Source organism: Streptomyces sp. NPDC055103 (assembly GCF_053607625.1).
Genome location: NZ_JBSGTX010000014.1, coordinates 14,347 through 36,422, shown reverse-complemented (window position 1 = coordinate 36,422; position 22,076 = coordinate 14,347). Strand labels below are relative to the sequence as shown.

Sequence of the window (22,076 nt, the reverse complement as noted above, 5' to 3'; positions counted from 1 at the left end):
GGGTGCTCCTTCGTGCGTGCGGGCATGGCTGAGGGCGCCCCGCCCGCCGTGGGCGGGGCGTTTGTGGTGGTGGAGGGTCAGGCCGTGAGGCCGCTGTTCTCGTCCCGGTGGATGGCGTCCGCGTAGCGCTCGGCGTGGCGGGCGCTGCTGAATCCGCCGCGCGTCCAGCGGGCGACCATCAGGCCCTGGTTGATCTCGCTGAGTCGGGCGATGGCCTGGGCGACGCCCGCGGGGAGGTCGCCCGCGTCGAGGGCGTTCTGGCCGGCCGGGATGAGGTTGGTGGGGATGGTGGCCATGTCCGACTCCTGGGGGGTTGTGGTGGTGTGTGTTACACCTTCTTCATTGACCAAATACCTCTGTGGTAACTCTGATATCCAAGGGAATTTGGTCAAGGAGAGCCAGGGGGCCCGCCGTGGCGGGCCCCCTGGCCCGCTACTCCGCCGCGTCGTCCACCCGGAGGTGAGCGGCCATGTCCTCGCCGCTCATCCGGCCCATGACCTTGTCGTAGGGGAGGGTGCTCGTGGACGTCCCGGACTGGTTGTCCCGGTTGTAGACCCGGGCCTTCCAGTCCACCGACTTCGGAACGGTCAGGGACTTCGCGTTGGCCCGGAGGACCAGGTACCAGCGGTCGCCGAGCTGGGCGTAGTCGCCGGGGGTGAAGTCGTCCTTGCCCCAGATCTTGACGCCGGCCGCCTGGACCTCGAGGAGGTGAGCGTCCCAGTGGGCGATCTGGTCGCACAGGTCGGCGTGGTCGGCGTCGAGCTTCACGAGGTGACCCGCGATCAGCTCGGGGTCGAGGGGGTTGCCCGCCTCCGCGCATCCCTCGGCGGTCCGGACCACCCGCTCCATCTCCCGCTCGACCCGCCGCCGGTCGGCGTTCAGCCGGTCCAGGCGGCGTTGGGTCGCGCCGGGGTGCTTGCGGCCCTCCTCGTAGTACACGGCGCTGTCCGCGCGGCCCCTGTACCGGTTCGCTTCCTGCTGCTCGGCGACCGACTGCCCGGCGAGGGTGTGCGCCCGCTCCAGGTCCCGCATGTGTCGTCCGGCCGAGTAGTGGTCGATCTTGACCGGCTCGCCCTGGTAGCTGGCGGCGAGCTGCCGGCCGAGCTTCCACTTCTCGTCAGAGGACTTCTGCAGCCGGTCCGCTCTGGCGTCGAAGCGCTCGGTGCGGACTCCGGCCCGCTCGTACCGCTCGGCCTCGGCCTGGCCGAAGGGGCGCCGGGCGGTCTCGTCAATGTCCAGGGTCACCGTGTGTCCGGCGGCCTCCAGGGTGGCCTTGGCGCCCTGGATCCGGCGCGTGTCCGCCGTCCGGTCCCGGGACCCGCGCAGGTAGACGAAGCCGACCGAGCGGGCGTAGCGGAAGCCCCACGGGTTCAGCGCCTCCAAGACGCCGTCGCCGGGCTCCGAGCCCTGGATCAGCGTGCCCTCGGCCCGCGTGTGTTTGATCGTGATCTCTGCCATGGCTGTACCTCCTGGTGCCGGCTGCTCAGCGGCCGTTGGTGGTGTACGGGTTGGGGAGGCGGCGGGCGCGGTCATTCCGGCCGGTCGAGCGCTCGTCGGTGACGAAGGACTTGCGGATGCGGAGGAACCGGGCGAGTGCGGCGGGGGACTCGAACCGGCGGCTGAGGAAGAGGAGCACCGTGTCGTCGGAGCCGCTGATCTCGACGCCGTCCTCGTAGAGCGCGACGCCGACGTCTCCCTGGGTGATGGCGTTGCGGAGCGCGCGGGCGAGCGCCTGGTCCCCGGCGAGCCGCTGGGCGGGGGTGGGCTTCGGGCTGGTGGTGGTCTTGGCGGTCATGGTGTCCCCTTCGAGGGGTGGGGGCCCGGCGGTCGCCGGGCCCCTGAGGGGAGGGTCAGGCGGTGGGGGCCGCGGCCTCGGCGTCGAGCTGGGCGCGGGCGGCGAGGCGGGCCTCGGCCCATGCCCGCATGAGGGCCGTTCCGGCGTCGGCGGCGGCCTGACCGGCGGTCAGGCCGTTGTCCAGGCCGGCGAGGAAGCGGGCGCTGATCATGTCGACCGCGCGGGGCCGGGTGAAGGTCTCGGCGAGCTGGTCGAGGTCCAGGTGCGGGAAGGACTCGTGGAGGGAGAGGGCGACGAATCCGGCGATCCGGCCGACGGCCTCGCTGAGGACGTCGGCGGGGATGGCGAGGGTGGTGGTCTGGCTCATGGAGTTCCATCCGGGATGAGGGGGCCGGCCCGGCGGGTGCCGGGCCGGGGGTGGTGGGTGGTCAGGCCGTGCAGGTGGTCGGCGCGATGTAGGCCGCGTACTCCCAAGCGGCGCGGACGGTGAAGTGGCCGGTGAAGCCCTCGGCCCGGAACCGCACCTCGTCGCCGTCGACGGTGACCTCGTCGATCCGCCGGATGCCGTCGAGTCGGATCTGCATCCCGGCCTCCAGCTCCGTGGCCCGGATCGAGGTCGGGACGATCGGGGTGTGGACGGTGTAGGTCCGGGTGGCAGGGGCGGTGAAGGTGGTGGTGAAGCCCTCGATCCGGAGCCGGACGTTCTCGCCGTCGGTCGCGGCCTCGAAGACCCACCGGAGAGCGCCGTCGAGCCAGACCAGCGTTCCGGCATCCAGCTCGGCGGCCGGGACGGTGGTGGTGAAGGTGGGGGTGGTGATGGTGGCCATGTCGGGCTCCCTGGGGGTTGTGGTGGTGTGTGTTACACCTTCTTCATTGACCAAACTCCTCTGCGGTAACTCTGATATCCAAAGTAATTTGGTCAAGAAGTCGTCAATCTGTCAGGTCAGGCGATGGCGAACAGGTCAAGCTGCTCGGGCGTCTGGTCGTCGGCCGCCATCGGGGGCAGCTCCTCCATCGGCCGCTGCTTGAGGTCCGGCAGGACCGGCTTGGGCTCCGGGTTCTCCGCGTCGGCCCGCAGCTCGGCGACGACTTCCGGGTCCAGGCGGTGCTCGGCGATCTCCTCCTCGGTCGGCATCCATCCGGCCGGCCGCTTGTGGATCCGGTACGCGATGCCGTTGACCGTCGCCCAGGCGTTCCACAGCCGGTCTTGCAGGTCCTGCCAGGCCATCAGCCGCTGGTGGGCCTCCCGGAACGCCGCGCTCCTGGCCTTGCGCTGCGCGTCTTCCTCCTGGGCCTGCCGGGCGAGCCTGCGGGCCTGCTCGCCGTGGAGGAGGGGGCGCAGCCGCTCGCACTCCTGCTCGCGGTTCATCTCCACCGGCTGGGGCTTCCAGCGCTTCCAGACCATGGCGGCCCGGCGGCCGTCGACGGTGACCAGGATGGGGCGCCGCCTGGTCGCGTCCGGGGAGCCGACCGTGAGGAACCCTGCCTTCACGAGGGCGCCGAGTCGGTGGTTGGAGATGGCTCGGCCCGCGGTGCCTGGCTGGTCCTGGCAGTGGAGCGTTCCGAACGCGTGGCGGTAGAGCCGTCCGGCCGCCGCGGCGATGACGAGTTCGGCCTGACCGGCGGACCAGCCGAGGGCCGCCGCCTGCTCGCGCTGGAGCCGCAGTTCCTCCGGGGTCTCGACCGGCGGGGCGGGCTCGTCGGCCGGGGCGTCTTCGGGTTCCGGGTCCTCAGCGGGCTCGGGCACCGGGGGCTCCTCGGGCTCCGGCTCGCCCACCGGCGGGGCGGGCTCCGGCTCGTCAGCCGGTGGCTCCTCCACCGCCGGGGCCTCCGGCTCCGGTGCCGGAGCCGCTTCCGGCCCGCCGGCCGGGGCCGTCTCGGCGGGCTCGGCCGGGATGGGCTCGATGGGCCGGACGAGGCCGCTCCTGGAGCCACCTGACCACCGGTCACCCTGGTACTGGAAGCCGTGTTCCTCCAGGTGCTGTTTCACCGCCTTGAGGAGCGACCGGGACGAGGCGGCCTCGGTGAACTTCTGGCCGTCCGGCGAGCTGATCGTGACCGGCTCGTACAGCTTGTGCGGCTTCCCCCTGCCGTCGAGGTAGGTCAGCGTGGCCTCGGTGGCGTCCCACTCCGAGACGACCTTGACCCGCTTGGGGATCTTCGGGTCGCTGCGCCGCTTCTCCTTCGGCTTGGCGGTCTGGGCCTCGCGGACCGCGCTCGCTGGCTGCGCCTCGGAGGCCGCCCACGCCGACTTCGTTCCGGGAACCTTGCCGTCCGCGAGGAACGCCCGCATCGCCTCTTCGGGGCAGCGGGCGGCAATCTTGCTGTAGTCGATGGTGAACGTGCCGAGCGATCCGCAGTCGGTGGCGTCCTCCAGTGTCATGACCTGCTTGGGGGCCAGCCGGAGGTTCCACGCGATGCTCAGCGTCTTCGGGTTGACCCGCTTCACCTGGTGCCAGGAGCCGCCGTAGCGGGCGAAGTCGCCGGGGGCGAAGTCGTCGGCCTCCCACAGCTTCACGCCGTCCGCCTTGGCCTTCTCGACAATGCCCTCCCAGTAGGCGATCTCCTCGTTCAGGTCCTCGATCTGCCGGTCGTACCGGCTGGTGTCGGCCGCCTTCTGGCGCTCGCGCTCGTTCCATCGGAGGTCCGCCCGCAGCTTCTCCAGCCGCCGTCGGGTGCGGTTGGGGTCGTTGCGGAACTCCTCGTAGATATCAGCGGTCGCCGCCCGGTCGGCCCAGTAACCGGCCTTCTTGTGCTCGTCGATCGACTTCCGCATGTGGCCGTCCATGCGGGCGATGGCCCGGCGGTGGCCGCGTTCGCTGTGGTGGCCGACGAGGATCGGCTGACCCGGCGGGATGTAGTCGGCGATACCGCGGGCCGCGTTCCGCCGGGCCGCCGAGGTGGCCGAGGCGCGGTCGGCGCGGTCGCTGTATCGCCCGGCCCTGTCTCGGGCCCAGGCGGCGCGGTCGGCCTCGGCGTCGGTGAAGCTGCGCCGCTGGCTCTCGTCAATCTCGACGGTGACCTCGTATCCGGCGTCGCGCAGCGCTGCGGCTGCCCGGTTGATCCGCCAGGCGTCGGCCTCCCGATCGCGGGAGCGGGCGATGCCGAGCATGCCCAGGGAGCGGAAGAACCGGAAGCCGAACGGCCGGACCAGCTCGAAGACGCCGTCGCCCTTCTTGGAGCCGTCCAGGAGCGTGCCGTCCGCCCGCGTGTGGGTGATGGTCACCGACGCCTTGGGGGGCGCGGGGGGCTGCTCCTCCTCTTCCGGCTCCGCCGGATCCTCAAGGACCGCCGTGCCGGCAGTCGGCTCCGGTTCCGGCGTGGGCTCGGCCTCCGGCTCGGGCTGGGGGTCCGCCTCGGGCTGCGCCTCCGGCTCCGGCTCCGGCTGGGGCTCGGGGGTGATGGGCGGCTCCTCGCGGACCCGCTCGCCTGCCCCGTTGCTGATCGTCGTCATCGGCCGCGGCTTGCCGTCGATGTAGCGGACGGACACCTTGAACGACCAGCCGCCGTCTTCGCTCGCCCAGCGCTCGATGTCGTCCGCGTGAGCGGCGACCGTCTCGTCCGCGTGCCGGGTGAGAGTGAGGACGTACGTGGCGATGCGCTCGCCGTTGCGGTACTCGCCCTCTACCCGGAAGTCCTTCCCGCAGCCCTGGGTGAGGCCGACCCGGCGGAGGGCGCGGGCGATGGCGATGCTGGGGGTGCGGGCGGTCTGGACGACTGCCATGGGGTTGCTCCTTCGGTTGTGGGAGCGGGGCCGCCCCCGCGGGGGCGGGCCCGGGGGCCCCCCCCGGCACGGCATCAACCCGCGCCAGCCCCCGGCTGGGTTTCGGGAAGGGGCGGGGTGGGGGGGGTGGTGCATTGGGGGGGTTTTTGGGGGGGGGGGGGGGGGGGGGGGGGGGGGGGGGGCCGGCGCCCCGCGGGGGGGGGGGGGGGCCTGGGGGGGGGGCCCCGCCCCCGCCCCCGCCCCCCCCCCCCCCGGGGGTGGGGTGGTCAGTTGGCGCCGCCCATGCCCCACCAGATGCCGTTCCGCTCGTCGGCCTCGGCCCGCCGGCTGCGGGCGAGGCGGGCGTCGCGCTCCTCGGGGGTCTCCTGCCAGACCGTGATGTCGGTCAGCGGGCCCTCGTGGCGGAACTGGCGGGCGATGATCTCGGCGGCCTCTTCCAGCGTCAGCTTCTCCTCGCCGTTGTTGAGGAAGGTCGAGTTCTTCTCCAGGCCGTCCTTCGCCCAGTAGGCGGCGGGGGAGGCCGGGTAGCTGTAGCGGATCTGCCAGCGCTGATCGGTGAGGGCCATCTCGTTTCCTCCGGGTCTGTGGTGGTTGTTACACCTTCTTCATTGACCAAATGCGTCTGGGGTAACTCTGATATCCAAGAAAGTTTGGAGGGATTTCGGGGCCCCGTCCCGCGTCGGGGACAGGGGCCGCCGGGGGTCAGCCCCGGCCGTCGAGGGCGGACAGGGAGCGGACCATCGTCCAGCCGTCGAAGCGGACCTGCGAGACCGCCCGCTCGTACGCCGGGCGGTGCTGCGCCTGGACGTCGCCGTCGGGGCCCATGTGCGCGCGGGTGGCCTCGTCGAAGGCGCGGACCAGTTCGGTGGCCTCGTCCGCCAGGTCGTCCAGTGCGCGCTGCCGCCGGTGCTCCGGTCGGAGGTCGCTCCAGTCGATGCCGGCCGTCCCGCCCGGCAGCCCCTCGAAGGAGCCGTCTTCGAGGACGAAGCAGTCGGGCGTCTCCTCGGCCGCCATGTGCCAGGCGAGGACCTGCGCCCACGCCTTCTCGGTCGAGCAGGCGTCGACCGCGTAGGTGGTGGGGCGCCCGCCGTCGTAGCGCTCCGGTCCGGCCACGGTGACCGTGAACGGTCGCTCGCGCTGGCTGTAGTCGTGGGCGAGGCCCGCGTACAGGGGCTCGCCGCCGTAGCGCTCCGGGGTGATCTGGGTGTCCGTCATGGGGGTTGTGCTCCTTGCCTCGTGAGTGCCGCCGGGGGCTGTCCGGACACGTCCGGACCGGTGTCCGGACACTGTCTGTTCCGGCCGTCCGGCCGGGCGGGGGATGGGGTTCTACCTGGGCGGACACTGTCCGGACAAGCTGTCCGGACGTGTCCGGCGTCAGCTGGCGTATGCGGCCCGGACGATGGTCGGGTTGATGTGGCTGTCGTCGTCCGGCCAGAGCCAGAGCCAGGGGCGTCCGCCGAAGGACAACCCCTTGTGTGGGGGGAGGCCCGTCATGACGCGCGCCGAGCTGTAGGAGCCGTGGAACCAGATCCGGGCCGCCGCCGACGCGTACCGATCGCCGACGAGCTCGGTGAGGTCCAGGCCGTGACGGGCCGAGCGGTGCAGCTCGCCGACGAGGTCCTTGCGGGTCCACCGGCACGACCACTCGGGCGCCTCGTCCAGGGCCTTGCGGCGGATCTTCGTCTGGTCCGAGAACGCCTCGTCGCCGTACCGACAGTCGATCGCCTTGCTGACCGCCTCCCGGAGGTGGCGGGGCTCGGCCTGGACGTCGTCGGCGGGGATGAGGGTGGCGGCCGTGGCGTGGACCCCGCGCACGATGCTCCTGGTGACCTTCATCGGGTTCTCCTGCTGTACGTTCGGGCCGGGGTCCGGACGTGTCCGAGGTCTAGGCGGACACGTCCGGACGTCCGGCGGGGTGGGTCAGGACGCGGCGACCGCCGCGGCGAAGGCGGCCGAGACGGCGCCGACGAACTCGGCAGTGACCGTCTCGCGGTGGCGCCGGGTGAGGGAGCGGGCTTCCTCGGGGGTGGCGGGGCAGACGGTGAGCCGGCCGCAGGCGCACAGGCCCGTGTCCGTGTCCTGGTGCTCGCGTGCGAGGAGGCCGAGGCGGGCGGTCAGGGTGAGGCGCACGCGGTCGGCGCGGTCGGCGGTGACGAGGCTGCGGGCCCGGTAGCGGGCGGTCGTCAGTGCCGGGATCTCGAAGAGGCCCGCGGTGATGATGCGGCGGCCGTCGCGCAGCTCGTACCGGGCGGTGCCGGTGCTGTCGATGGCGCCGAGGTCCCGCACGGTGTCGTCGGTGAGGGCGCCGACCGGGGTGTGGGGGGCGAGGGTGATCGAGCGGACGACCGCCCGGCCACCGTTGCCCATGAGCGACCAGGTGATGCTGACCCCACCGGCCGGGGTGACCTGGATGGCGTGGCCGCGCTTGAGAGCGCGCCGCAGGAGGAGCAGGCCGTGGGCCTCGCTGGCGTGGCCTCTGCTCTCGCCGCTGGCGTGGGTGACCGTCTCGAAGAACATGTGCTGTGCCCTTTCGGTGGGGTGGTGGGGTGGTGTGTCGCACTTCATTCATTGACCAAGTCTTTTTGGTTTACCCTCGTAAACCAAGATGATTTGGCCAAAGAAGCGTCAAGGGGTGGCCGGTCGGGCGCGGCCGGCCCCGACCGACTCGGGCAGCTCCCGCATCCCGAACAGCACCCGGAGCGCGTTGTCGTCGTCGACCTGGATCTGGGGGACGACCGCGGCCGTCTTCTCGCGGTGCTCCGTGCAGGCCGCGAGCCCGTGGCCGCTGGCCGCGCTGATCAAGACGGTCGCCTGGGAGCGCCTGCCGTTCAGCAGGCAGCGCACACAGGGCATCGCGAAGTAGGCGGGCACCGGGTGCTGGCAGGTGATGGCGTGGCCGGACATGGCGGGTTCTCCTTTGAAGCGGTGGGTGGAGGGGAGGTCAGACGCGGGGGTAGCGGTCGGCGTGGTCCGCGAGCCAGGACGCCAGGCACAGGGCCGCGTGCGCGCACTCGGCCTCGATGGTCAGGCCGGCCTGCGCGGTGAACAGCTGGTTCACGTACTCGCCGTCGTACAGGGCGGCCGTCCACGGCTCGTCGCGCTCGGCCGGGGTGCGGTCGGCGTTCTCGCCGGAGTGCAGGAACACCTTCGGGCCGGTGTGGGCCTCGCCCGCGTCGGCGGTCTGGTCGACGCCCACCAGCACGTAGGAGGCGCCGCCGTCCTCCGCGAAGAAGGCCGGGATGTAGTACGCGCCGAGCGCGGCGATCAGCTTCTCGCCGTCGGTCGGTCCGGCCTTGGCGGCCGCCTTCTTGGCCTGCTGCTGGAGTGCGACCAGGTGGAACGGGGTCAGGCCCTGGTTGCAGGGCCGGGCGTTGTCGACGGCGACCGCGGCGGCCAGGCGGTCGCGCTTGTAGAGGATGGCCACCAGCGCCCGGAGCGCCCAGGCCACCGTCTCGTCATCGTCCGAGTTCAGCCGGTCGCCGTGGAGCACGGTGTTCCGGCGCTTCTGCAACTCGAAGTCGTCGCGGGCCAGCTTCTCGGCGACCGCGCCCAGCGCCTTCATCGGCGGGACGTCGCCCACGGGTGGCGCCAGGACGTAGCCGAGGATCGAGGCCGGGATGTGGAAGTCGTGGGCCTCCATGAGATCCGAGGCTTCCTGGATGGTGTCCAGGGTGACGGCGGGGACGGTCCGGCCATCCTCCAGGGGGGCGACCGCTGCGGTGGCCGCCGCGCTCTTGAGGAGGCCGACCAGCTGGTCGATCAGGTACGGCTGCGGGTGGTGGGCGCGGTCCTGGACGATGCCGGCGAGCAGGTCGAGGCGGCGGGCGATGTTCTCGGTGTTGCTGGTCATGCGGTCCTCCTGGTGGTGGGGTGGGTTACTCGGCGACGTCGCATCCGCAGAGGGTGCGGAAGCCGTCGTCGTCGATCTCGATCTGGTCGCCGCAGTCGTCGCAGCGGGTGAGGCGGGTGGCCATGGGGCGGTCCTTTCAGCTGGCCAGGGCCAGGACGTGGGCGGCGATCCGGTGGGCGCACATGTAGGCGGCCCGCAGGCCGGCCGGGCAGGTGCAGGCCGCCCGTGCCGTCCGGTAGATCTCCAGGCCGTCGCTGCTGACCGCGAGGTAGACGGCGTTCTTGCCGGTGTCGCGGAGGGGGACCATGCCGCCCTGCTCCAGCAGCTCGGCCGCCTTCTCCACGAGGTTGGGCTTGTACTGGTCCAGCTCGGTGGAGCGGGTGGCCTTGCGGACCTTCCGCCTGCACTTCGGGCCCAGCCCGTCAGGGCTCTCGTTGCGGAGTCGCCGACCGCACTTCGTGCACCGGGTCTCGGTCTCCGTGGTGGTGGCCATGACGACTCCCTGGGGGGTGGTGGTGGAGTGGGTTACACCTTCCTCATTGACCAAATTCTCCTGGGGTAACTCTGTTATCCAAGTTAGTTTGGTCAAAGATTGGTCAAGCGGTCCCCGGCGTCCGGCGGCCCTTCCGGGCGCCGGAGGAGCGCTCAGGCCAGGTCGGCGAGGAGGACGGTCGCGTTGTCCGCGTAGGGGCGGGCCGGGTCCAGCGCCGCCGTGGTCCGCAGCGAGGTCGCCACGGCCAGGCTGACGAAGTCGCGGGCGATCTCGTCCAGCGGCTCGTCGGCCAGCTCCACGTAGAGGTCGTGCCGGGCGTCCAGGTGCGGCTCGTACGCGCCGTCCGAGGCCAGCACCAGCCGACAGGGCCCGTCGAGGCTGACCGTGGCGGTCTCGATCGCCGGGTGGCCGCACCGGGCCATCAGGTCCTCGTCGCCGTAGACGCAGCCGAGGTAGGAGGTGATCGCGTTCCGGTCCCCGCCCTCCGGGTACATCGCGGTCGGCGGGTGAACCCGGCGGTCGTTGTGGTCGGCGGTGAGCCGGCGGGCGATGCCCCGGTCCAGCAGGTACGCCCGGGAGTCGCCGCACCAGGCGACCGTCATCGACCGGCCGGGGGAGGTGACGACCACGACCGCGGCGGCCGAGGGCATGTACCGCCGCATGTACGGGTCCTGACGGTCGGGGTCGGCCGCGTAGCCCTGGTGGATGTGGCGCAGTCCGGCCGGGGCGTTACCCCGGCGCGAGGCGGCGCGGGCCACGCGCCGGGCGGCCGTCCGGGTCCAGGCGCCGACCGTCGGGTAGTCGCCGATGCCGTCGAGCAGGACGTAGGCCCGGGAGCCGTCGGGCGCGGTGTGGATGGCGGTGGCGTCGCACTGGGTGGTGCGGGAGCCGAGGGCCTGCGCGGTGGCGTAGTTGCGCACGGGGCGCTCCGTTCTGTCGGTGGGTGGGGTGGTGAGCTGTTCGGGATCGGTGGTGGTTGGTGTGTCGTCCTCAGTCCTCCCCGTCCCACATTTATCCAGACTCGTTTGGGCGAGAAAAAGCCAGGTCAGGCAGGGTTTTTCCATTCCTTGGGTCTGGCGCCCACGTTTATCCTGGCGGCCTTGTGCCAGACTTTCGGCATGGCCACCACCGACAGCCCGCCCGCCGGCGGCTACCAGCCCAGTGACCAGCTCCGCGCCTCCCTCGCCGCCTGGAAGAAGGCCGAGGACGAGACGGAGCCGAAGGCCCGCGAGGCCCTGGAGGAGGGCATCGCGCAGGAGCTGAGGGACGACCGGCAGCTGACCCTCAACGTCCTCGCCCAGCACCTGCCGTGGACGGCGGAGATGCTGCGGCTGCTCATGGCCGACCGGGACGTCCCGCCGCGCGAGCGCCACCGCCAGACCGAGGGCGAGCCGACGGCCTACAAGCCGAGCGAACGGCTCCGCGATCTCCTCGCCGCCTGGAACATGGCTGGCGACGACGTGAAGAAGACTCGCGCCACGCTGGAGAAGTGCATCGCCGACGAGCTGAAAGCCCACCCGTCCCTGACCAACGCGGAGATCGCCGAGCATCTGCCGTGGAGCCAGGAGCAGGTGCGGGTCATCGCCCGCGCGCACGACGTGCCGCGCCGCCGGAAGCGCGGTTCGGACCACAAACTCATCGAGGAGAACGGCGTCCCGAAGGCGGTCACGGTGCCGTACGACTGGTACGTGCAGCAGCCGGGGGCCGACCCCGGTATCGCCCGCCGGTGACAGCACGACGCCCCGCCCTCCGATGGAGAGCGGGGCGTCGGGTGCTCCGGGGGCTAGTGGTCGCCGAGCCTGCGGAGGTCGGCCAGGATCGGGCCGACGTTTTCGTATCCGGTTGGGTGGCCTCAGCGGTCCCCGCGGGCCAGCCGGATCAAGACGGCGACCTCGCCCACCGGCTCGTCGTCCAGCGTGAGGTCGAGCGTCGAGGACGACGCCCCTCGGGTGACATGCCCGCGCAGCTCGCCGTTGCGGAACCCGACCTCGCTCGTGCCGGGCACGGCCAGTTCAGCGAGGGCCGGCCACGGGGCGTCGTCGCACTCACAGTTCTCGTCGTGGTAGCAGGCGTTCCGGTCCTCGGCCCCGGCCCGGATCCGCTCGTACGCGGCGTCGTCCAGGCAGAGGAAGACGACGCGGGCCCGGTCGCCGAACGACTCGGTCAGGATGTGCGCGTCGATGCCGGGGGCCGCCATCTTGCACCAGGAGTCGGGGCCCTCGCCCTTCCACGTCTCGTGGATGCTGCCTCGGCCGCCGTTGGACTCGATCAGGTAGAGGCACGCGACGTGCGCGGCGGCCTTCGCGGCCGTCCGGACGCTGTCGCGCGCCGCCCGGAAGGCGGTCGCCATGGTGTCGGACGTGGGGTTCTTGTTCATGCCGATCCTTGCTGGGGTGGTGGTGGGGTAGCTAGTTGGCGGCCGTCGGCCGCTTGCACGAGTCGTGCCGCGAGCAGTTGCAGCGCCCGCAGTCCGCGCACATCTGCTCGGCCTCCAGGCCGCAGGCGCCGCAGCCGCCGGTCTCGTCCAGGTCGGCGTCGTCCAGCGCGATCGTCAGATCGACCAGGGCTTCGCGGTTGAACTTCCGGCGAGGCCTGCACCGGCCGTCGCAGTGGGTCGGGCCGCCGAGCAGGACGGCGTCTTCTCCCTCGTGGCCCTCGCAGGCGTACGCGGACTCGTCGGCGGGCTCGACCCGCACCGTGATCCCGAGGACCGTGAGGGTGCCGACGCCGTCGATGTCGGCGCGCGAGCGGAGGGCGCCGACCTCGTGGATCATCTCGCCGCTGTCCTTGTCGGCGATCGGCTCGCCCTGGGCGCGGGCGATGCCCCAGACGACGTCTCGCAGCTCGCCGACGGTCGCGCAGAGGTAGCTCTGCTCCTCGATGGCGAGGTGCTCGATGGTGACCTCGTACATGGTGCTCCTCATGTGTGCCGGGAGAGGGGCGGGCCGGTCGGCCCGCCCCCGGGGGTGGGTGGGCGTCAGGCGCGGCGGGTGATGCCGTACTCGGCGTCGATGCGCTTCAGGTCCTCGGCGATCCGGCGGGCGGCGGCGTCCAGGGCTTCCTTGGCGCCCGGGTCGTGCTCGTTGAGATAGGTCTGCGCGACGGTCAGGCGGTCCAGGGCCGTCTGCCATTCCTCGTTCTGCGGGTCGGGGTTGGTGCTGATCCGGGTGGCCGAGGCGTCCCTGAGTTGGCGCATGGAGCGGATGCGGTCCTGGTCGTCCTCGTCGCGGAGGAGGAAGCCGCGGGCGCGGGCCTCGCGTTCGGCGACGACCACGCTGTCCGTGTACTCGCCTTCCATGTAGTCGCGGCCGGACTTGGTCAGGTGGGCGAAGGTGCCGCGCTCCTCGGTGAGAGCGGCCGGAGTGACGACCACGAGGAAGCCGACGACCTGCTCGGCGTCGACCACGATCACGTCGCCGTCGGCGAGCTCGTCGCGGTCGGTGGCTTCGCGGGCGGCCTGGGTGGTCTCGAAGTGGTGCACCTGGATCGCGGCCCGCCGACTGTCGGTCTCTTCGACGAGGTTGCCGAAGGCGAGCGCCGCGGAGGCCAGCGGGGAGGTCTCCGCGTAGGAGCTGGGGTTGTCGGTCACTGTCTGGGCCCTTCGGGTGGGTGAGTGGTTACACCTTCATCATTGACCCAAATGCCCTAGGGTTACGCTCCATATCCAAATTTATTTGGGCAGAATTTGAAGGGCGGAGGCCGCCGCAGTGAGAGCGGCCCTCGCCGGTCAGCTCCGCCGGTTCGGGCCCCCGGCCTTCGCCTGGATGCGGGCGATCTCGACCTTCGCTCGCACAATCACTCCGGCGACCGCGACCACGCATCCACCCAGAAGGACCCAGACGAACGCTGTTGTTCCCGCCATGGCGCCACACCTTCCCACCGCGCTATTGAGGGCGGGAGAGTACACGTGAGAGGCCGTCCACGAGCGTCGTGGACGGCCTCTCACATACCCGCCCCATCGAGGGAGCCGGGCGGGGGTCTACAGGTGGCGGACGGTGATCGCGATGACGATCGCGAGGATCATCAGGCTGCCGACGAGCCACTGCCCGGGCGGGACGTCGGAGAACCGGAACGGCTCGGGCTCCTCCGCCTGGGCGGCGTTTGCTCGAGCGCAGCAGCAGCACTGCCCGTGCGGAGTGTGCTGGGTGTGGCTCATCGCCGTTCCCTCCCTCGTTTCAGATCACCATCATGACGGACGCTCCGCCCCTACGGCTACAGATTGCGCTCAGTCTGCGACCGAGCGTCAGGGCTCGTCGCGCTTATCGATGTTCCAGGCGCACGGCTTGGCGGGGTCCTGAACCCACCGGTAGCCCTGCGCCACCTCCTCCGCCGTCCAGACGTTGCCCTGTACACCCAACCCCTCTTCGGGACCGCCCTCCGGTGTTGTTGGCGTTGGCGTTGGCTCCTGACCTGCGGCAACACCGGCCCCCTGGGGGGTCCTCTGGGAGAAGGGCAGAGACGGGATGTTGTCGCGGTGTACGCCGGGCCCATTCCCGGCCGGTGTGCGCACCCCCGGGCGGGGGGTGATGCCGGCCTCCTGCAGCACCTCTTTCAGGGCCCGGGTGTGGGGGAGCTGGAGGTGCTGAGCGAGGGCCGTGTTCAGCACCCCGCTGCCCCCTCGGTAGAGGTGGTGGAGGGCCCGGACTAGGTCCTCGCGGGAGGGGGCCGCCGGGGCCTCTTCTTCCCCCTCTTCCGGCTCCTCTTCCGGCCCCTCTTCCGGGTCCTCGGCGGGGGCCTCGGAGTCGTCCTCTTCGGGGTCGGCGGGGGGCACCTCCGCGGGGGTCTCCCGGCGGCCGAGAAGGCGGGCCAGCAGACTCTTCTGGGGAGCCTCGGGGGCGGCCTCCTTCGCTACCTCGGGGATCTCCTCTGGGCCTTCTTCCTTCTCCTCCGCGGCGGCGGCCTTCTTCTTGCTGCCGCCCTTCTCCGAGCCGCCCTCCTCCGTCGTCTTCTTCTTGTCGTCGTTCTTCTTCGCGGGCTTGCTTACGGGAATCTCGATGTGACCGGCTGCGGCCAGGGCCGCGGTGACGATCAGCGCGAGGACCACGACGAGCCAGGCGTACCGGTACTGCTGCGACAGCTTCACGGCGGCGTAGATGAGGGCCGCGACGCCAGCGAACCGGGCCCCGAGGCTGCCTCGCTTGCCGTACTTCCCGGACAGCCATCCGGCGAGGAGGACCAGGAGCACCCAGATTCCCCGGCCGTACCAGGCGGTCATCTGGACGAGGTCGCGCAGGAACCGGGCGATGCCTCGGAGAAGCGGCGGGCCAGCGGTCTTCCCGGCCTCCACGGCGAGGGGGCCCAGCTCACGGAGCGGGCGCGGGTCGACGTACGGGCGGAGGTCCGGGACGGTCATGTAGCCACGGGGCGCTGGCGCCTCCTCTTCGTCCCGCTCGTCCGCGTCGTCCTCGTCCGGGGCGTCCGGGGCGTCGGGCTGGTCGGGGGCATCCGGCTGGTCGATGACTGGCTCGGGCGCCCGGCGGGGGCCGATGGCGACCGGGGCCGGGACCAGGACAGGCCACTCCCCCGGCCCCGAAGCCTCGTCGGGCTCGGGGTCGGGCACGGCGTGCAGGTGGGCGGCCATCAGGCGAAGCTCTGCATGACCGTGTCGATCTTCTCGGCGAGGAGGGAGAACCCTCCGCCCGCGCCGGACGCGACGTACCAGTAGACGATGCCTCTCACGGCCACCTGCCGGGTCGACAGCTTCTTGTAGAGGATCACGCCGGTGAGGAACAGGGCGATGCCCGCCATGGTGGTGCCGGGGACGACGTCACCGAACAGGCCGAGCCCGTCGTTGACGAGGCTGGATACGAGGTCGAAGGGCGTTCCAGCGGCCTTGTACGAGGCACCGGCGACCATGGCCAGGAAGAGGGTCCACCACCAGCCAAGCGGCTTGACCTTGCCGCCGGTGGCCGTGCCGAAGAAGAGGATGCCGGTCAGGCCGAGGGCGAGGCCGGCGGCGCCGAAGGCGGGAATCAGGCTGGTGCTCATGCTTCTTCCGTTCAGAGTGAGGAGTGGTCAGGCGGCCGGATTGCCGTACAGCAGCACGCCGACGATCATCGAGACGAGCGGGATGCGGGCGGCCAGCGCGAAGGGCGGGAACCAGTTCCGGGTGCGGTAGTCGATGGCCCAGATCCCGGCCGCGACGCCGTACCAGATGCACACGTAGAAGTCGGTCCACGAGCCGTAGGTGTCGACCAGGTGGGCGACCTCGGCGGTGAAGAACTGCGGGACGCCGATCCAGAAGCCCGCGCCGAGCGCGGCCCCGTTGTAGAGCAGGTGCCGGGTCTTCTTCGGCATCCCCGTCCACGCTTCGATCCCGGACTTCTTTCGCTCGTCCGAGGTCTTGCCGTACACCGGCCGGGAGTACGTCTTCTTGCCGTTGCCGCGCATGGACCAGCGGTGGCGGATGGAGGCCGGGACCTTGTCAACGGGCTTCCCGTCCTCGTCGCTCTCTCCCCCGTCGCCTTCCTTGCCGTCCGTGTCGGTGACGTCGGTCAGTTCGTCGTAGTCGTCCGGGACGTCGAGCTGCGTCTCGCAGTCGGCGCACCAGTAGGCGACGAGTTGGCCGGTGACCTTGTTGCGGACCTCGTGCGGGGCCGGGTGCTCGCACTGCGACGCGGGGACGTGGCGAGGGGTGCTGTCGACCCGCTGCGCGTTGTCCCTGGGCCTGTTCTCCTGGCCGTCGGGGGCAAGCTCCGTGTCGCAGTCCGGGCAGTGGTAGGGGATCGGCTCGGCCTGCCCCTCCATCCGGAAGGTGCGCGGGTTCGGGTGCGTGCACGCGGCGGCGATGACGGGCTTGGGGTCCCACCAGTTCGGGGCGCGGTCGCCGATGCCGAGGGTCTTGGGCTGCTCGGGGATCACGGCGGCCGGGGCGGGCTCGGGGGCCTTCTCCGGCTCCTGCGGCTCCTCGGCGTCGGCCTGGTCGTCGGACTTGGGGCGGCGGAAGGCGAACACGTCGCGGACACGGAACGAGGCCTCGACCGGGGCCTCGTCCTCGGGCTGGTCGTCGGTCTGGGTGCGGTCCACGGCGGTCACTTCCTTCGGTACGGCTTGAAGAGAGCGGCGGCGCGCTGGCCGGGGTGCTCCCCTGCCGCGCGGCGGCGGCGGGCGATGGAGCGGAGGACGGCCACGGTGTGGTCGGCGGGGACGATGCGGATGCCGTCGAGCACCAGCTGGTCGCCGTCGAGCGGGGCGCCTTCCATCGAGACGATCGGGATGACGGGGCAGCCGAGGGCCTGCGAGACCGCGCGGGCCTCGTGGCGGATGCCGTTGAGCCGGCTGGTGACGTCGCGGTTGCCGTGGAGGAGGCGACCGCCGACGATCCGCAGCCGGTAACGGGAGGACCAGAGCTTGCTGTCGAGGACGAACACGACGCCGCCGGGGCTGATCAGGAGGTGGTCTACGTTCGCGCGGCCGGTGAGGAGCGCGCGGTCGTGGAGGACGGTCCAGCCCTGGCGGGCGAGGGCCTTGAGGCGGGCGGCGGTGGCCTTCTCCCCCGCTGCCCCTGCGGCCCACTGCTGCGCCTGGCGACCGCGTGCGGTCTGGATGCCGACAAGGTCGGCGAGGCGGACCAGTGGACTGCGGAGGCGGCGGGCCTGAGCGACGGCCGAGGAGCCCGCGCCGGGCCGCTGCCGGTCCTGGAGGTACCAGGCGACGGCAGCGGCCACGACGAGGACGAGCACGATGGTCACGAGACTTTCCGGGTCTTTCGGGTCGGGTCGACGCGCTGCGCGCTGCGGCGCACGGTGTCGGCGAGGTTCGGCTTGTCGGGGTGGCCGGCCGCGAGGACCGCCGCGACGAGGGCCGCGTCGGTGACCTCCACGTCCTTGCCGATCTCCTGACGGCAGATCGCGGCGATCGCCGGGCGGGTGATTTCCGCGACCGGCGGGACCGCGGTCTGCTGCTCGTCGTCCCGGTCGTCGCGCTCGTCCGCCGGAGGGACCGGAGGGACTGAACTGCCGGAGTCAGTAGGAGGGATGACGGGGGCGGAGGCCGGGGGGACGACCGGGGGAACCGGCGGAGCGGCCGGGGCCGGGGCGGCCTGCGGGGCGGGGACCGGCTGCGGCGCCGGGGCGGGGGCAGGCTCCGCGACGGGCTCGGTGGCGGCCTCGGGGAGGCTGCGCCGGGTCTCGGCGTGGGTCAGCATCGCGTCCGCCGCCTGGAACTCGGTGCCGCCGACGGCCCGCTGGTACGCGGCCCGCCGGTTGAGCCGACGGACCCGGCCGGCGAGGAGCGCCCGCCCGGCCAGCTTCTGCTCCTGCTCGTTCACCCAGTGCGCGACGCCCGCGTCGAGCGGGACGGCGTACTCACGCAGCAGCAGCCAGGACGCGCCCTTGGCGACCAGGTCGATGCAGGCGCCGAAGCCGCCCGCCCACGGCTGGCTGAGAGTGTGGCCGTACGCGGCGACGGCGCACATGCTGAGCACCAGGAAGAACCATCCGGCGATCTTCGCCGGGCGTGCCCGCTCGGGCGCGGTCCGGTTCAGCCACTCGATGGCCACGCAGTAGAGCCACGAGATCGCGAACACGGATCCTGCGGCGTAGGCGATGACGGAGGGGACGAGCGGGTCGAGGAGGCCGCCGATGCTGGCGGTGCCCGAGACCACGGCCATGCCCATGAAGCCGACCGCGATCCCGGTGACGCCGCGCAGGATCAGCTCGTCCCACTCGCGCGGCGGGACCGGCTTCCAGCCGTCGTAGCCGACTCGGCGGGTAGAGGGGACGCCGTCGATGACGGTGGTCTCCTCCCGGTACAGCCGCACCTTCCGGTACTTCACGCCTTCGACGCGTGGCTGCTGCTGGGTGGCCTGGTCCATCGGTCTTACCTCTCTGTCGACACGGGGATGGCCGACCCGCCCCGGAGGAAGGGGGGCGGGCCGGCCGGTGTGCCGCCGTCAGCGCCTTTCGCGCTCGCGGCGGCGGTCCTCGTCCTCCCACGCCTGGCCCTTGCGGGCGGCGTCGCGGACGTCGATCGCTCGCGCGATCCGGGACTTGGTCTGCCGCCTCGCGGCCTTCTTGTCGGCGGCGGACTGCCGGGCCTCCGCCGCCGTGGCCGAGGCGGACGGGCGGCCCCCGTACGTGGTGGCGGCGAGCTTGCGGTCGTTACCGCCGCCGAGCCAGCTCAGACCCTTCATCGCTGGCCCCTCGCCTTCTCCTTGGCGACCTGCTCCGAGCGGTCAGCAGCAGCGCGGCGCTGGAGCTCGGCGGCGGACGCGGTCTTGTCCTGGTCGACGGGGGTTGTGTCGCTCATCAGCGCACCCCCGGGATGGCGAGGAGGCCGACGACGAGCGCGAGACCGGCGTCCGACCAGCCCTTGCACTTCGAGCAGACGAACTGTCGGCCGTCGGCGCGCATGGTGCGCCCGCAGCACTTCGGGGCCTTCGCCATCAGGCACCCGCCTTCGAGGTCGGCTGCGTGGGGACGGACGGCCGCTTGTCCGGCGTGGGCTCGGTACGCGGGCCGGGGATGCCCTTGATCCGCGGGATGGCGGGGTCATTGGGCCCGTCCGGCCAGTCGTGGCCGGCCGTGGGAAGAGCCGCGCGGAGCAGCAGGGCGTACTCGCCGCGCGTGACGCCCTTGCGCAGCTCCGGGAGGAGAGCCACCACGGCCTTGGACAGGGCCTGTCCCTCGCCGTTCTGGCGGCGGTCGACCAGCCAGTACGCCTCGGCGCCGACGCAGACCAGGAGGTTGGCGTTCTCCAGGACGTCGGTCGGGTTCGTCGCGGTGAAGTGCTCGGCGACGGCGAGCAGCACGAGATGCGCCGCCTCTTCCACGTCGGGCGCATTCAGATCAGTAGAGTTGGGCACGTCAGCTCCTGTGTAGCCGCAGGTGTCTGGCTGGCCCCGGTCGGTGTTGTGAGATGCCCGACCGGGGCCGTAATGCATCAGGAGGCGGTTCCGATCACCCCTGTGCGGGGTACCCTACACAACATTGCGCGTGGAGGGTACCCCGCACGGGCGTGTCTCCGGGGCCGTCCGGGTTCCGAAGGGGTGAACGTGGGCGAGGAAGACCCTCAGCTAGACGAGGAGGTGAAGCGGGTGCTCGACTCCATCGACACACTCGGCTCTACGGACGTGCCGGCCGCAGAGCGGGCCAAACGTCTCAGCCAGCTGCTCGATGAATGGCCAGATGCCCACAGCCGTGTGCGGGCCGCACGTCAGGCCGCGATGAAGGAGATGCAGGACGACGGCATGTCCCTACGCGCGATCTCTGCCGAGACCGGGATCAGCTTCGGCCGGGTCCGGGAGATCATCGCGGGCGTCACGAAGCGCCCGAAGGGCGAAGGTGACCAGCAGCCGACGACGTGACCTCATGGCGACGGCCCCCTGTCCGCAGCGTGCGGGAGGGGGCCGTCGTCGTGTCCGGACACCGTGTCCGGACGGTGTCCGGGCTGATCAGGGGCGTGTCCGGTGTCCGGCGGCGACGGCTGCGGCGAGGCCGATCCAGCCCTTGTGCCACGCTTGGTCGAGCAGGGCCCCGGCGCGCGGGTCGGCGGTGAGCCATCCGCCCTTGCCCGCCTTGTGGGCGGCGCGGACGAGGAGCGGCGCGTCGTCGGTGTCGTCGGCCCAGCGCCCGGCGCACCGGTCGGCCATGTAGTGCGTGACGGCGGACAGGGCGAGGCCGGCCGCTGCGCGCCGCCAGGAGAGGCCGAGGCCGAGGTACCGATCGGCCGCGTACAGGGCGACCGCCTGGGTGGCCGTGTAGGAGGTGACGTTCTCTCCGGTTTGTGAGGGCGTCGCGCACTGTCGCTTCACCCGCAGGTGGGGTGCCGTCGCCCGCGCGGCCCAGGTCCACCGCAGCTTCGTCCACCGCCACAGCGATCTCCACGCGGCCGTTCTCGCCCGCGCGGGCGAACCCCCGCCCGGGACGGCATCCGGGACGCAGGCCAGCCGCCGGTCGCTGCTGGCCGACGTCGCGAACCTCACGGCCCGCAACGGCCGGCTGACCGCACACATCACCCGGCTCGAACGACGCCTCTCCGAGGTCCTCGGGCAAGCCGCCTGGGAAGCCTCCGGCCTCGGCGCCCCGGCCGAGGTCGACACCCTCACCCGACGGGTCAGCGAGCTGGAACAGCAGATCCTCGACCTGCGGGCCGAGCTCGATGAACGCGACGACGACCTCGCCGCCGCACGCGCAGCGAACCGGGAGCTCATGGCCCAGCTCAATGCAGCAGACCGGCCCCCACCGCGGGAGACACCGTGAAGCTCCCTGGGGCTCGGTTGCAACGCGGTTCTGAAACTCCCGCGCGAACGCCCGCCCTCACCCGACAGACTGGATTCCGTGAACACCTTGTCCACTAAGACCCTCGCGCGAATGATCAAGATCGCGAAGGGCCTCTCGACGTCAGACATCCGCGATCTCCTCATGGAGGCCGACCTCTGGTTCGACGGCGCCGAGCCCCCGAACAGGCAGGAGATTCTGCGCCACGCCTTCCTGGCGGCACGCGAAGCAGCGATGGTCAACGATGTCGCTGAAGCGCATGAAGCTCTGCTCGACTTTGTCCGCTGCCTCGTGGAGTCCCATGACCTCTACGACGAGCAGGTATTTCTGATCCCGGACCTTCAAGAGTCGCTCCGCGCGGATGGATACGAGCTCGTCCTTGAAGTCGTTCATGGCTTGGGCAGGGGAGGCTGGCACTACTCGGCACGGCTCCTCCCCTCCGACCCCAGTCAGATTCCGTTGCATGAGGACATGACGGCGCTTGAACACGAACTCTCGGCCCGTGGCTACACCGTTGCTTTGGGGCACTACCAGCTCGCCTTGAAGCACTTCACTGAACAAGATCACCCATCGTCCAACAGCCAGGTCCGGACTGCCCTGGAGAGCTTGATCGTCAGTCTGGCCACGGACCACACCGACTACATCGACTCCGGGCGGGCCAACCAAGGCGGTCTCGCGATCAGGTCCCTCTACGACCCTGCCCGACAGCCGCCAGCGGTCCTTGGCCAGCCCCTGCCTGGCAAGGACGGCGGCACCCTGATCCAAGGCATCTGGGACATCTCGCACCTAAACGGATCGCACCCAGGGCTGTCCGACGCGCAGGAAGCAAGGATCCGCATGCAGCTGGTGACAGCTGCGGCTCAGTTCCTCCTGAAGCACTTCCCAGCCCTGCCTTAGGACCCTCGCCGAAGCCGAAGGGTGGTGGGGGGGGGGGGGCCGGGGGGGGGGCCAAAACACCCACAAACAAACCCGCGAAAACACCACCCAAAACAAAA

Annotated in this window: 31 protein-coding genes; 4 read left to right on the top strand and 27 right to left on the bottom strand. The window is 71.5% G+C overall.

Annotated elements, in window-relative coordinates; all coding sequences use genetic code 11:
- Window positions 1-77: 77 nt before the first annotated feature.
- The 14 genes from ACWFR1_RS11890 to ACWFR1_RS11825 form a co-directional block, all read right to left on the bottom strand.
- Window positions 78-296, bottom strand: coding sequence for a hypothetical protein (locus ACWFR1_RS11890; RefSeq protein WP_453549422.1), 219 nt, complete (start codon window positions 294-296; stop codon window positions 78-80).
- Window positions 297-432: 136 nt separating this feature from the next.
- Window positions 433-1,458, bottom strand: coding sequence for a DUF3560 domain-containing protein (locus ACWFR1_RS11885; RefSeq protein ID WP_453549420.1), 1,026 nt, complete (start codon window positions 1,456-1,458; stop codon window positions 433-435).
- A gap of 25 nt (window positions 1,459-1,483) precedes the next feature.
- On the bottom strand, window positions 1,484-1,795 hold the full coding sequence (locus ACWFR1_RS11880) for a hypothetical protein (protein WP_453549418.1): 312 nt from the start codon (window positions 1,793-1,795) through the stop codon (window positions 1,484-1,486).
- A 55-nt stretch (window positions 1,796-1,850) separates the two neighbouring features.
- Window positions 1,851-2,162, bottom strand: coding sequence for a hypothetical protein (locus tag ACWFR1_RS11875; protein WP_453549416.1), 312 nt, complete (start codon window positions 2,160-2,162; stop codon window positions 1,851-1,853).
- Between the two features lie 61 nt (window positions 2,163-2,223).
- On the bottom strand, window positions 2,224-2,622 hold the full coding sequence (locus ACWFR1_RS11870) for a hypothetical protein (RefSeq protein WP_453549414.1): 399 nt from the start codon (window positions 2,620-2,622) through the stop codon (window positions 2,224-2,226).
- Window positions 2,623-2,738: 116 nt separating this feature from the next.
- Window positions 2,739-5,519, bottom strand: coding sequence for a DUF3560 domain-containing protein (locus ACWFR1_RS11865; RefSeq protein ID WP_453549412.1), 2,781 nt, complete (start codon window positions 5,517-5,519; stop codon window positions 2,739-2,741).
- Window positions 5,520-5,785: 266 nt separating this feature from the next.
- On the bottom strand, window positions 5,786-6,085 hold the full coding sequence (locus ACWFR1_RS11860) for a hypothetical protein (RefSeq protein ID WP_453549410.1): 300 nt from the start codon (window positions 6,083-6,085) through the stop codon (window positions 5,786-5,788).
- 136 nt (window positions 6,086-6,221) lie between these two features.
- Complete coding sequence (locus tag ACWFR1_RS11855) at window positions 6,222-6,734, bottom strand: hypothetical protein (RefSeq protein ID WP_453549408.1); 513 nt, start codon at window positions 6,732-6,734, stop codon at window positions 6,222-6,224.
- A gap of 159 nt (window positions 6,735-6,893) precedes the next feature.
- Window positions 6,894-7,355 (bottom strand): hypothetical protein, encoded by a 462-nt coding sequence (locus ACWFR1_RS11850; RefSeq protein ID WP_453549406.1) that lies wholly within the window; start codon window positions 7,353-7,355, stop codon window positions 6,894-6,896.
- 84 nt (window positions 7,356-7,439) lie between these two features.
- Window positions 7,440-8,036 carry a hypothetical protein gene (locus ACWFR1_RS11845; RefSeq protein ID WP_453549404.1) on the bottom strand — a complete coding sequence of 199 codons (597 nt, stop codon included), beginning with the start codon at window positions 8,034-8,036 and terminating at the stop codon, window positions 7,440-7,442.
- Between the two features lie 108 nt (window positions 8,037-8,144).
- On the bottom strand, window positions 8,145-8,423 hold the full coding sequence (locus ACWFR1_RS11840) for a hypothetical protein (RefSeq protein ID WP_453549401.1): 279 nt from the start codon (window positions 8,421-8,423) through the stop codon (window positions 8,145-8,147).
- A 37-nt stretch (window positions 8,424-8,460) separates the two neighbouring features.
- Window positions 8,461-9,369, bottom strand: a complete 909-nt coding sequence (locus ACWFR1_RS11835; RefSeq protein ID WP_453549399.1) for a hypothetical protein — start codon at window positions 9,367-9,369, stop codon at window positions 8,461-8,463.
- A 136-nt stretch (window positions 9,370-9,505) separates the two neighbouring features.
- On the bottom strand, window positions 9,506-9,862 hold the full coding sequence (locus tag ACWFR1_RS11830; protein WP_453549397.1) for a hypothetical protein: 357 nt from the start codon (window positions 9,860-9,862) through the stop codon (window positions 9,506-9,508).
- Window positions 9,863-10,014: 152 nt separating this feature from the next.
- On the bottom strand, window positions 10,015-10,782 hold the full coding sequence (locus tag ACWFR1_RS11825) for a PP2C family protein-serine/threonine phosphatase (protein WP_453549395.1): 768 nt from the start codon (window positions 10,780-10,782) through the stop codon (window positions 10,015-10,017).
- Between the two features lie 198 nt (window positions 10,783-10,980).
- Between ACWFR1_RS11825 and ACWFR1_RS11820 the strand changes: the two genes are divergently transcribed.
- Entirely contained in the window at window positions 10,981-11,592 is a 612-nt protein-coding gene (locus tag ACWFR1_RS11820) for a hypothetical protein (protein ID WP_453549392.1), read from the top strand.
- A 122-nt stretch (window positions 11,593-11,714) separates the two neighbouring features.
- On the opposite strand, the gene ACWFR1_RS11815 is transcribed toward ACWFR1_RS11820, so the two are convergent.
- The 12 genes from ACWFR1_RS11815 to ACWFR1_RS11760 all read right to left on the bottom strand — a co-directional run bounded on the left by ACWFR1_RS11815 (window position 11,715) and on the right by ACWFR1_RS11760 (window position 19,667).
- Entirely contained in the window at window positions 11,715-12,239 is a 525-nt protein-coding gene (locus ACWFR1_RS11815) for a hypothetical protein (protein ID WP_453549390.1), read from the bottom strand.
- Window positions 12,240-12,270: 31 nt separating this feature from the next.
- Window positions 12,271-12,774 (bottom strand): hypothetical protein, encoded by a 504-nt coding sequence (locus ACWFR1_RS11810; protein WP_453549388.1) that lies wholly within the window; start codon window positions 12,772-12,774, stop codon window positions 12,271-12,273.
- A gap of 65 nt (window positions 12,775-12,839) precedes the next feature.
- Window positions 12,840-13,451, bottom strand: coding sequence for a hypothetical protein (locus ACWFR1_RS11805; protein WP_453549387.1), 612 nt, complete (start codon window positions 13,449-13,451; stop codon window positions 12,840-12,842).
- A 390-nt stretch (window positions 13,452-13,841) separates the two neighbouring features.
- A complete protein-coding gene (locus ACWFR1_RS11800) occupies window positions 13,842-14,018 on the bottom strand; it encodes a hypothetical protein (RefSeq protein ID WP_453549384.1) in 177 nt (58 codons plus the stop codon).
- An 87-nt stretch (window positions 14,019-14,105) separates the two neighbouring features.
- Window positions 14,106-15,443 (bottom strand): hypothetical protein, encoded by a 1,338-nt coding sequence (locus ACWFR1_RS11795; protein ID WP_453549381.1) that lies wholly within the window; start codon window positions 15,441-15,443, stop codon window positions 14,106-14,108.
- Window positions 15,443-15,850 carry a hypothetical protein gene (locus ACWFR1_RS11790; RefSeq protein WP_453549379.1) on the bottom strand — a complete coding sequence of 136 codons (408 nt, stop codon included), beginning with the start codon at window positions 15,848-15,850 and terminating at the stop codon, window positions 15,443-15,445. The genes ACWFR1_RS11795 and ACWFR1_RS11790 overlap by 1 nt, the downstream gene beginning before the upstream one ends.
- Before the next feature lie 27 nt (window positions 15,851-15,877).
- Window positions 15,878-16,888, bottom strand: coding sequence for a hypothetical protein (locus ACWFR1_RS11785; RefSeq protein ID WP_453549377.1), 1,011 nt, complete (start codon window positions 16,886-16,888; stop codon window positions 15,878-15,880).
- 5 nt (window positions 16,889-16,893) lie between these two features.
- Window positions 16,894-17,553 carry a nuclease-related domain-containing protein gene (locus ACWFR1_RS11780; protein ID WP_453549374.1) on the bottom strand — a complete coding sequence of 220 codons (660 nt, stop codon included), beginning with the start codon at window positions 17,551-17,553 and terminating at the stop codon, window positions 16,894-16,896.
- Window positions 17,550-18,677 (bottom strand): hypothetical protein, encoded by a 1,128-nt coding sequence (locus ACWFR1_RS11775; RefSeq protein ID WP_453549372.1) that lies wholly within the window; start codon window positions 18,675-18,677, stop codon window positions 17,550-17,552. The genes ACWFR1_RS11780 and ACWFR1_RS11775 overlap by 4 nt, the downstream gene beginning before the upstream one ends.
- Window positions 18,678-18,755: 78 nt before the next feature.
- Entirely contained in the window at window positions 18,756-18,995 is a 240-nt protein-coding gene (locus ACWFR1_RS11770) for a hypothetical protein (RefSeq protein WP_453549370.1), read from the bottom strand.
- Between the two features lie 115 nt (window positions 18,996-19,110).
- Window positions 19,111-19,248 carry a hypothetical protein gene (locus tag ACWFR1_RS11765; protein ID WP_453549367.1) on the bottom strand — a complete coding sequence of 46 codons (138 nt, stop codon included), beginning with the start codon at window positions 19,246-19,248 and terminating at the stop codon, window positions 19,111-19,113.
- Entirely contained in the window at window positions 19,248-19,667 is a 420-nt protein-coding gene (locus ACWFR1_RS11760) for a hypothetical protein (RefSeq protein ID WP_453549364.1), read from the bottom strand. The genes ACWFR1_RS11765 and ACWFR1_RS11760 overlap by 1 nt, the downstream gene beginning before the upstream one ends.
- Window positions 19,668-19,856: 189 nt before the next feature.
- Between ACWFR1_RS11760 and ACWFR1_RS11755 the strand changes: the two genes are divergently transcribed.
- Window positions 19,857-20,168, top strand: coding sequence for a hypothetical protein (locus ACWFR1_RS11755; RefSeq protein ID WP_453549362.1), 312 nt, complete (start codon window positions 19,857-19,859; stop codon window positions 20,166-20,168).
- Window positions 20,169-20,255: 87 nt separating this feature from the next.
- On the opposite strand, the gene ACWFR1_RS11750 is transcribed toward ACWFR1_RS11755, so the two are convergent.
- The gene (locus tag ACWFR1_RS11750; RefSeq protein WP_453549360.1) at window positions 20,256-20,615 is read right to left on the bottom strand and encodes a hypothetical protein; all 360 of its coding nucleotides are present in this window, start codon (window positions 20,613-20,615) and stop codon (window positions 20,256-20,258) included.
- On the opposite strand from ACWFR1_RS11750, the gene ACWFR1_RS11745 reads away from it, so the two are divergent.
- On the top strand, window positions 20,569-21,063 hold the full coding sequence (locus ACWFR1_RS11745; protein WP_453549357.1) for a hypothetical protein: 495 nt from the start codon (window positions 20,569-20,571) through the stop codon (window positions 21,061-21,063). The two genes, ACWFR1_RS11750 and ACWFR1_RS11745, sit on opposite strands and share 47 nt — an antisense overlap.
- Before the next feature lie 111 nt (window positions 21,064-21,174).
- A complete protein-coding gene (locus ACWFR1_RS11740) occupies window positions 21,175-21,978 on the top strand; it encodes a hypothetical protein (protein WP_453549354.1) in 804 nt (267 codons plus the stop codon).
- The last annotated feature ends 98 nt before the right edge of the window (window positions 21,979-22,076 follow it).

What these genes read in the sequence shown, in the direction of transcription:
- ACWFR1_RS11890 (WP_453549422.1), bottom strand. Translation starts at nt 296, where the DNA reads ATGGCCACCATCCCCACCAACCTCATCCCGGCCGGCCAGAACGCCCTC.
- ACWFR1_RS11885 (WP_453549420.1), bottom strand. Translation starts at nt 1,458, where the DNA reads ATGGCAGAGATCACGATCAAACACACGCGGGCCGAGGGCACGCTGATC.
- ACWFR1_RS11880 (WP_453549418.1), bottom strand. Translation starts at nt 1,795, where the DNA reads ATGACCGCCAAGACCACCACCAGCCCGAAGCCCACCCCCGCCCAGCGG.
- ACWFR1_RS11875 (WP_453549416.1), bottom strand. Translation starts at nt 2,162, where the DNA reads ATGAGCCAGACCACCACCCTCGCCATCCCCGCCGACGTCCTCAGCGAG.
- ACWFR1_RS11870 (WP_453549414.1), bottom strand. Translation starts at nt 2,622, where the DNA reads ATGGCCACCATCACCACCCCCACCTTCACCACCACCGTCCCGGCCGCC.
- ACWFR1_RS11865 (WP_453549412.1), bottom strand. Translation starts at nt 5,519, where the DNA reads ATGGCAGTCGTCCAGACCGCCCGCACCCCCAGCATCGCCATCGCCCGC.
- ACWFR1_RS11860 (WP_453549410.1), bottom strand. Translation starts at nt 6,085, where the DNA reads ATGGCCCTCACCGATCAGCGCTGGCAGATCCGCTACAGCTACCCGGCC.
- ACWFR1_RS11855 (WP_453549408.1), bottom strand. Translation starts at nt 6,734, where the DNA reads ATGACGGACACCCAGATCACCCCGGAGCGCTACGGCGGCGAGCCCCTG.
- ACWFR1_RS11850 (WP_453549406.1), bottom strand. Translation starts at nt 7,355, where the DNA reads ATGAAGGTCACCAGGAGCATCGTGCGCGGGGTCCACGCCACGGCCGCC.
- ACWFR1_RS11845 (WP_453549404.1), bottom strand. Translation starts at nt 8,036, where the DNA reads ATGTTCTTCGAGACGGTCACCCACGCCAGCGGCGAGAGCAGAGGCCAC.
- ACWFR1_RS11840 (WP_453549401.1), bottom strand. Translation starts at nt 8,423, where the DNA reads ATGTCCGGCCACGCCATCACCTGCCAGCACCCGGTGCCCGCCTACTTC.
- ACWFR1_RS11835 (WP_453549399.1), bottom strand. Translation starts at nt 9,369, where the DNA reads ATGACCAGCAACACCGAGAACATCGCCCGCCGCCTCGACCTGCTCGCC.
- ACWFR1_RS11830 (WP_453549397.1), bottom strand. Translation starts at nt 9,862, where the DNA reads ATGGCCACCACCACGGAGACCGAGACCCGGTGCACGAAGTGCGGTCGG.
- ACWFR1_RS11820 (WP_453549392.1), top strand. Translation starts at nt 10,981, where the DNA reads ATGGCCACCACCGACAGCCCGCCCGCCGGCGGCTACCAGCCCAGTGAC.
- ACWFR1_RS11815 (WP_453549390.1), bottom strand. Translation starts at nt 12,239, where the DNA reads ATGAACAAGAACCCCACGTCCGACACCATGGCGACCGCCTTCCGGGCG.
- ACWFR1_RS11810 (WP_453549388.1), bottom strand. Translation starts at nt 12,774, where the DNA reads ATGTACGAGGTCACCATCGAGCACCTCGCCATCGAGGAGCAGAGCTAC.
- ACWFR1_RS11800 (WP_453549384.1), bottom strand. Translation starts at nt 14,018, where the DNA reads ATGAGCCACACCCAGCACACTCCGCACGGGCAGTGCTGCTGCTGCGCT.
- ACWFR1_RS11795 (WP_453549381.1), bottom strand. Translation starts at nt 15,443, where the DNA reads ATGGCCGCCCACCTGCACGCCGTGCCCGACCCCGAGCCCGACGAGGCT.
- ACWFR1_RS11790 (WP_453549379.1), bottom strand. Translation starts at nt 15,850, where the DNA reads ATGAGCACCAGCCTGATTCCCGCCTTCGGCGCCGCCGGCCTCGCCCTC.
- ACWFR1_RS11775 (WP_453549372.1), bottom strand. Translation starts at nt 18,677, where the DNA reads ATGGACCAGGCCACCCAGCAGCAGCCACGCGTCGAAGGCGTGAAGTAC.
- ACWFR1_RS11770 (WP_453549370.1), bottom strand. Translation starts at nt 18,995, where the DNA reads ATGAAGGGTCTGAGCTGGCTCGGCGGCGGTAACGACCGCAAGCTCGCC.
- ACWFR1_RS11765 (WP_453549367.1), bottom strand. Translation starts at nt 19,248, where the DNA reads ATGGCGAAGGCCCCGAAGTGCTGCGGGCGCACCATGCGCGCCGACGGC.
- ACWFR1_RS11740 (WP_453549354.1), top strand. Translation starts at nt 21,175, where the DNA reads ATGATCAAGATCGCGAAGGGCCTCTCGACGTCAGACATCCGCGATCTC.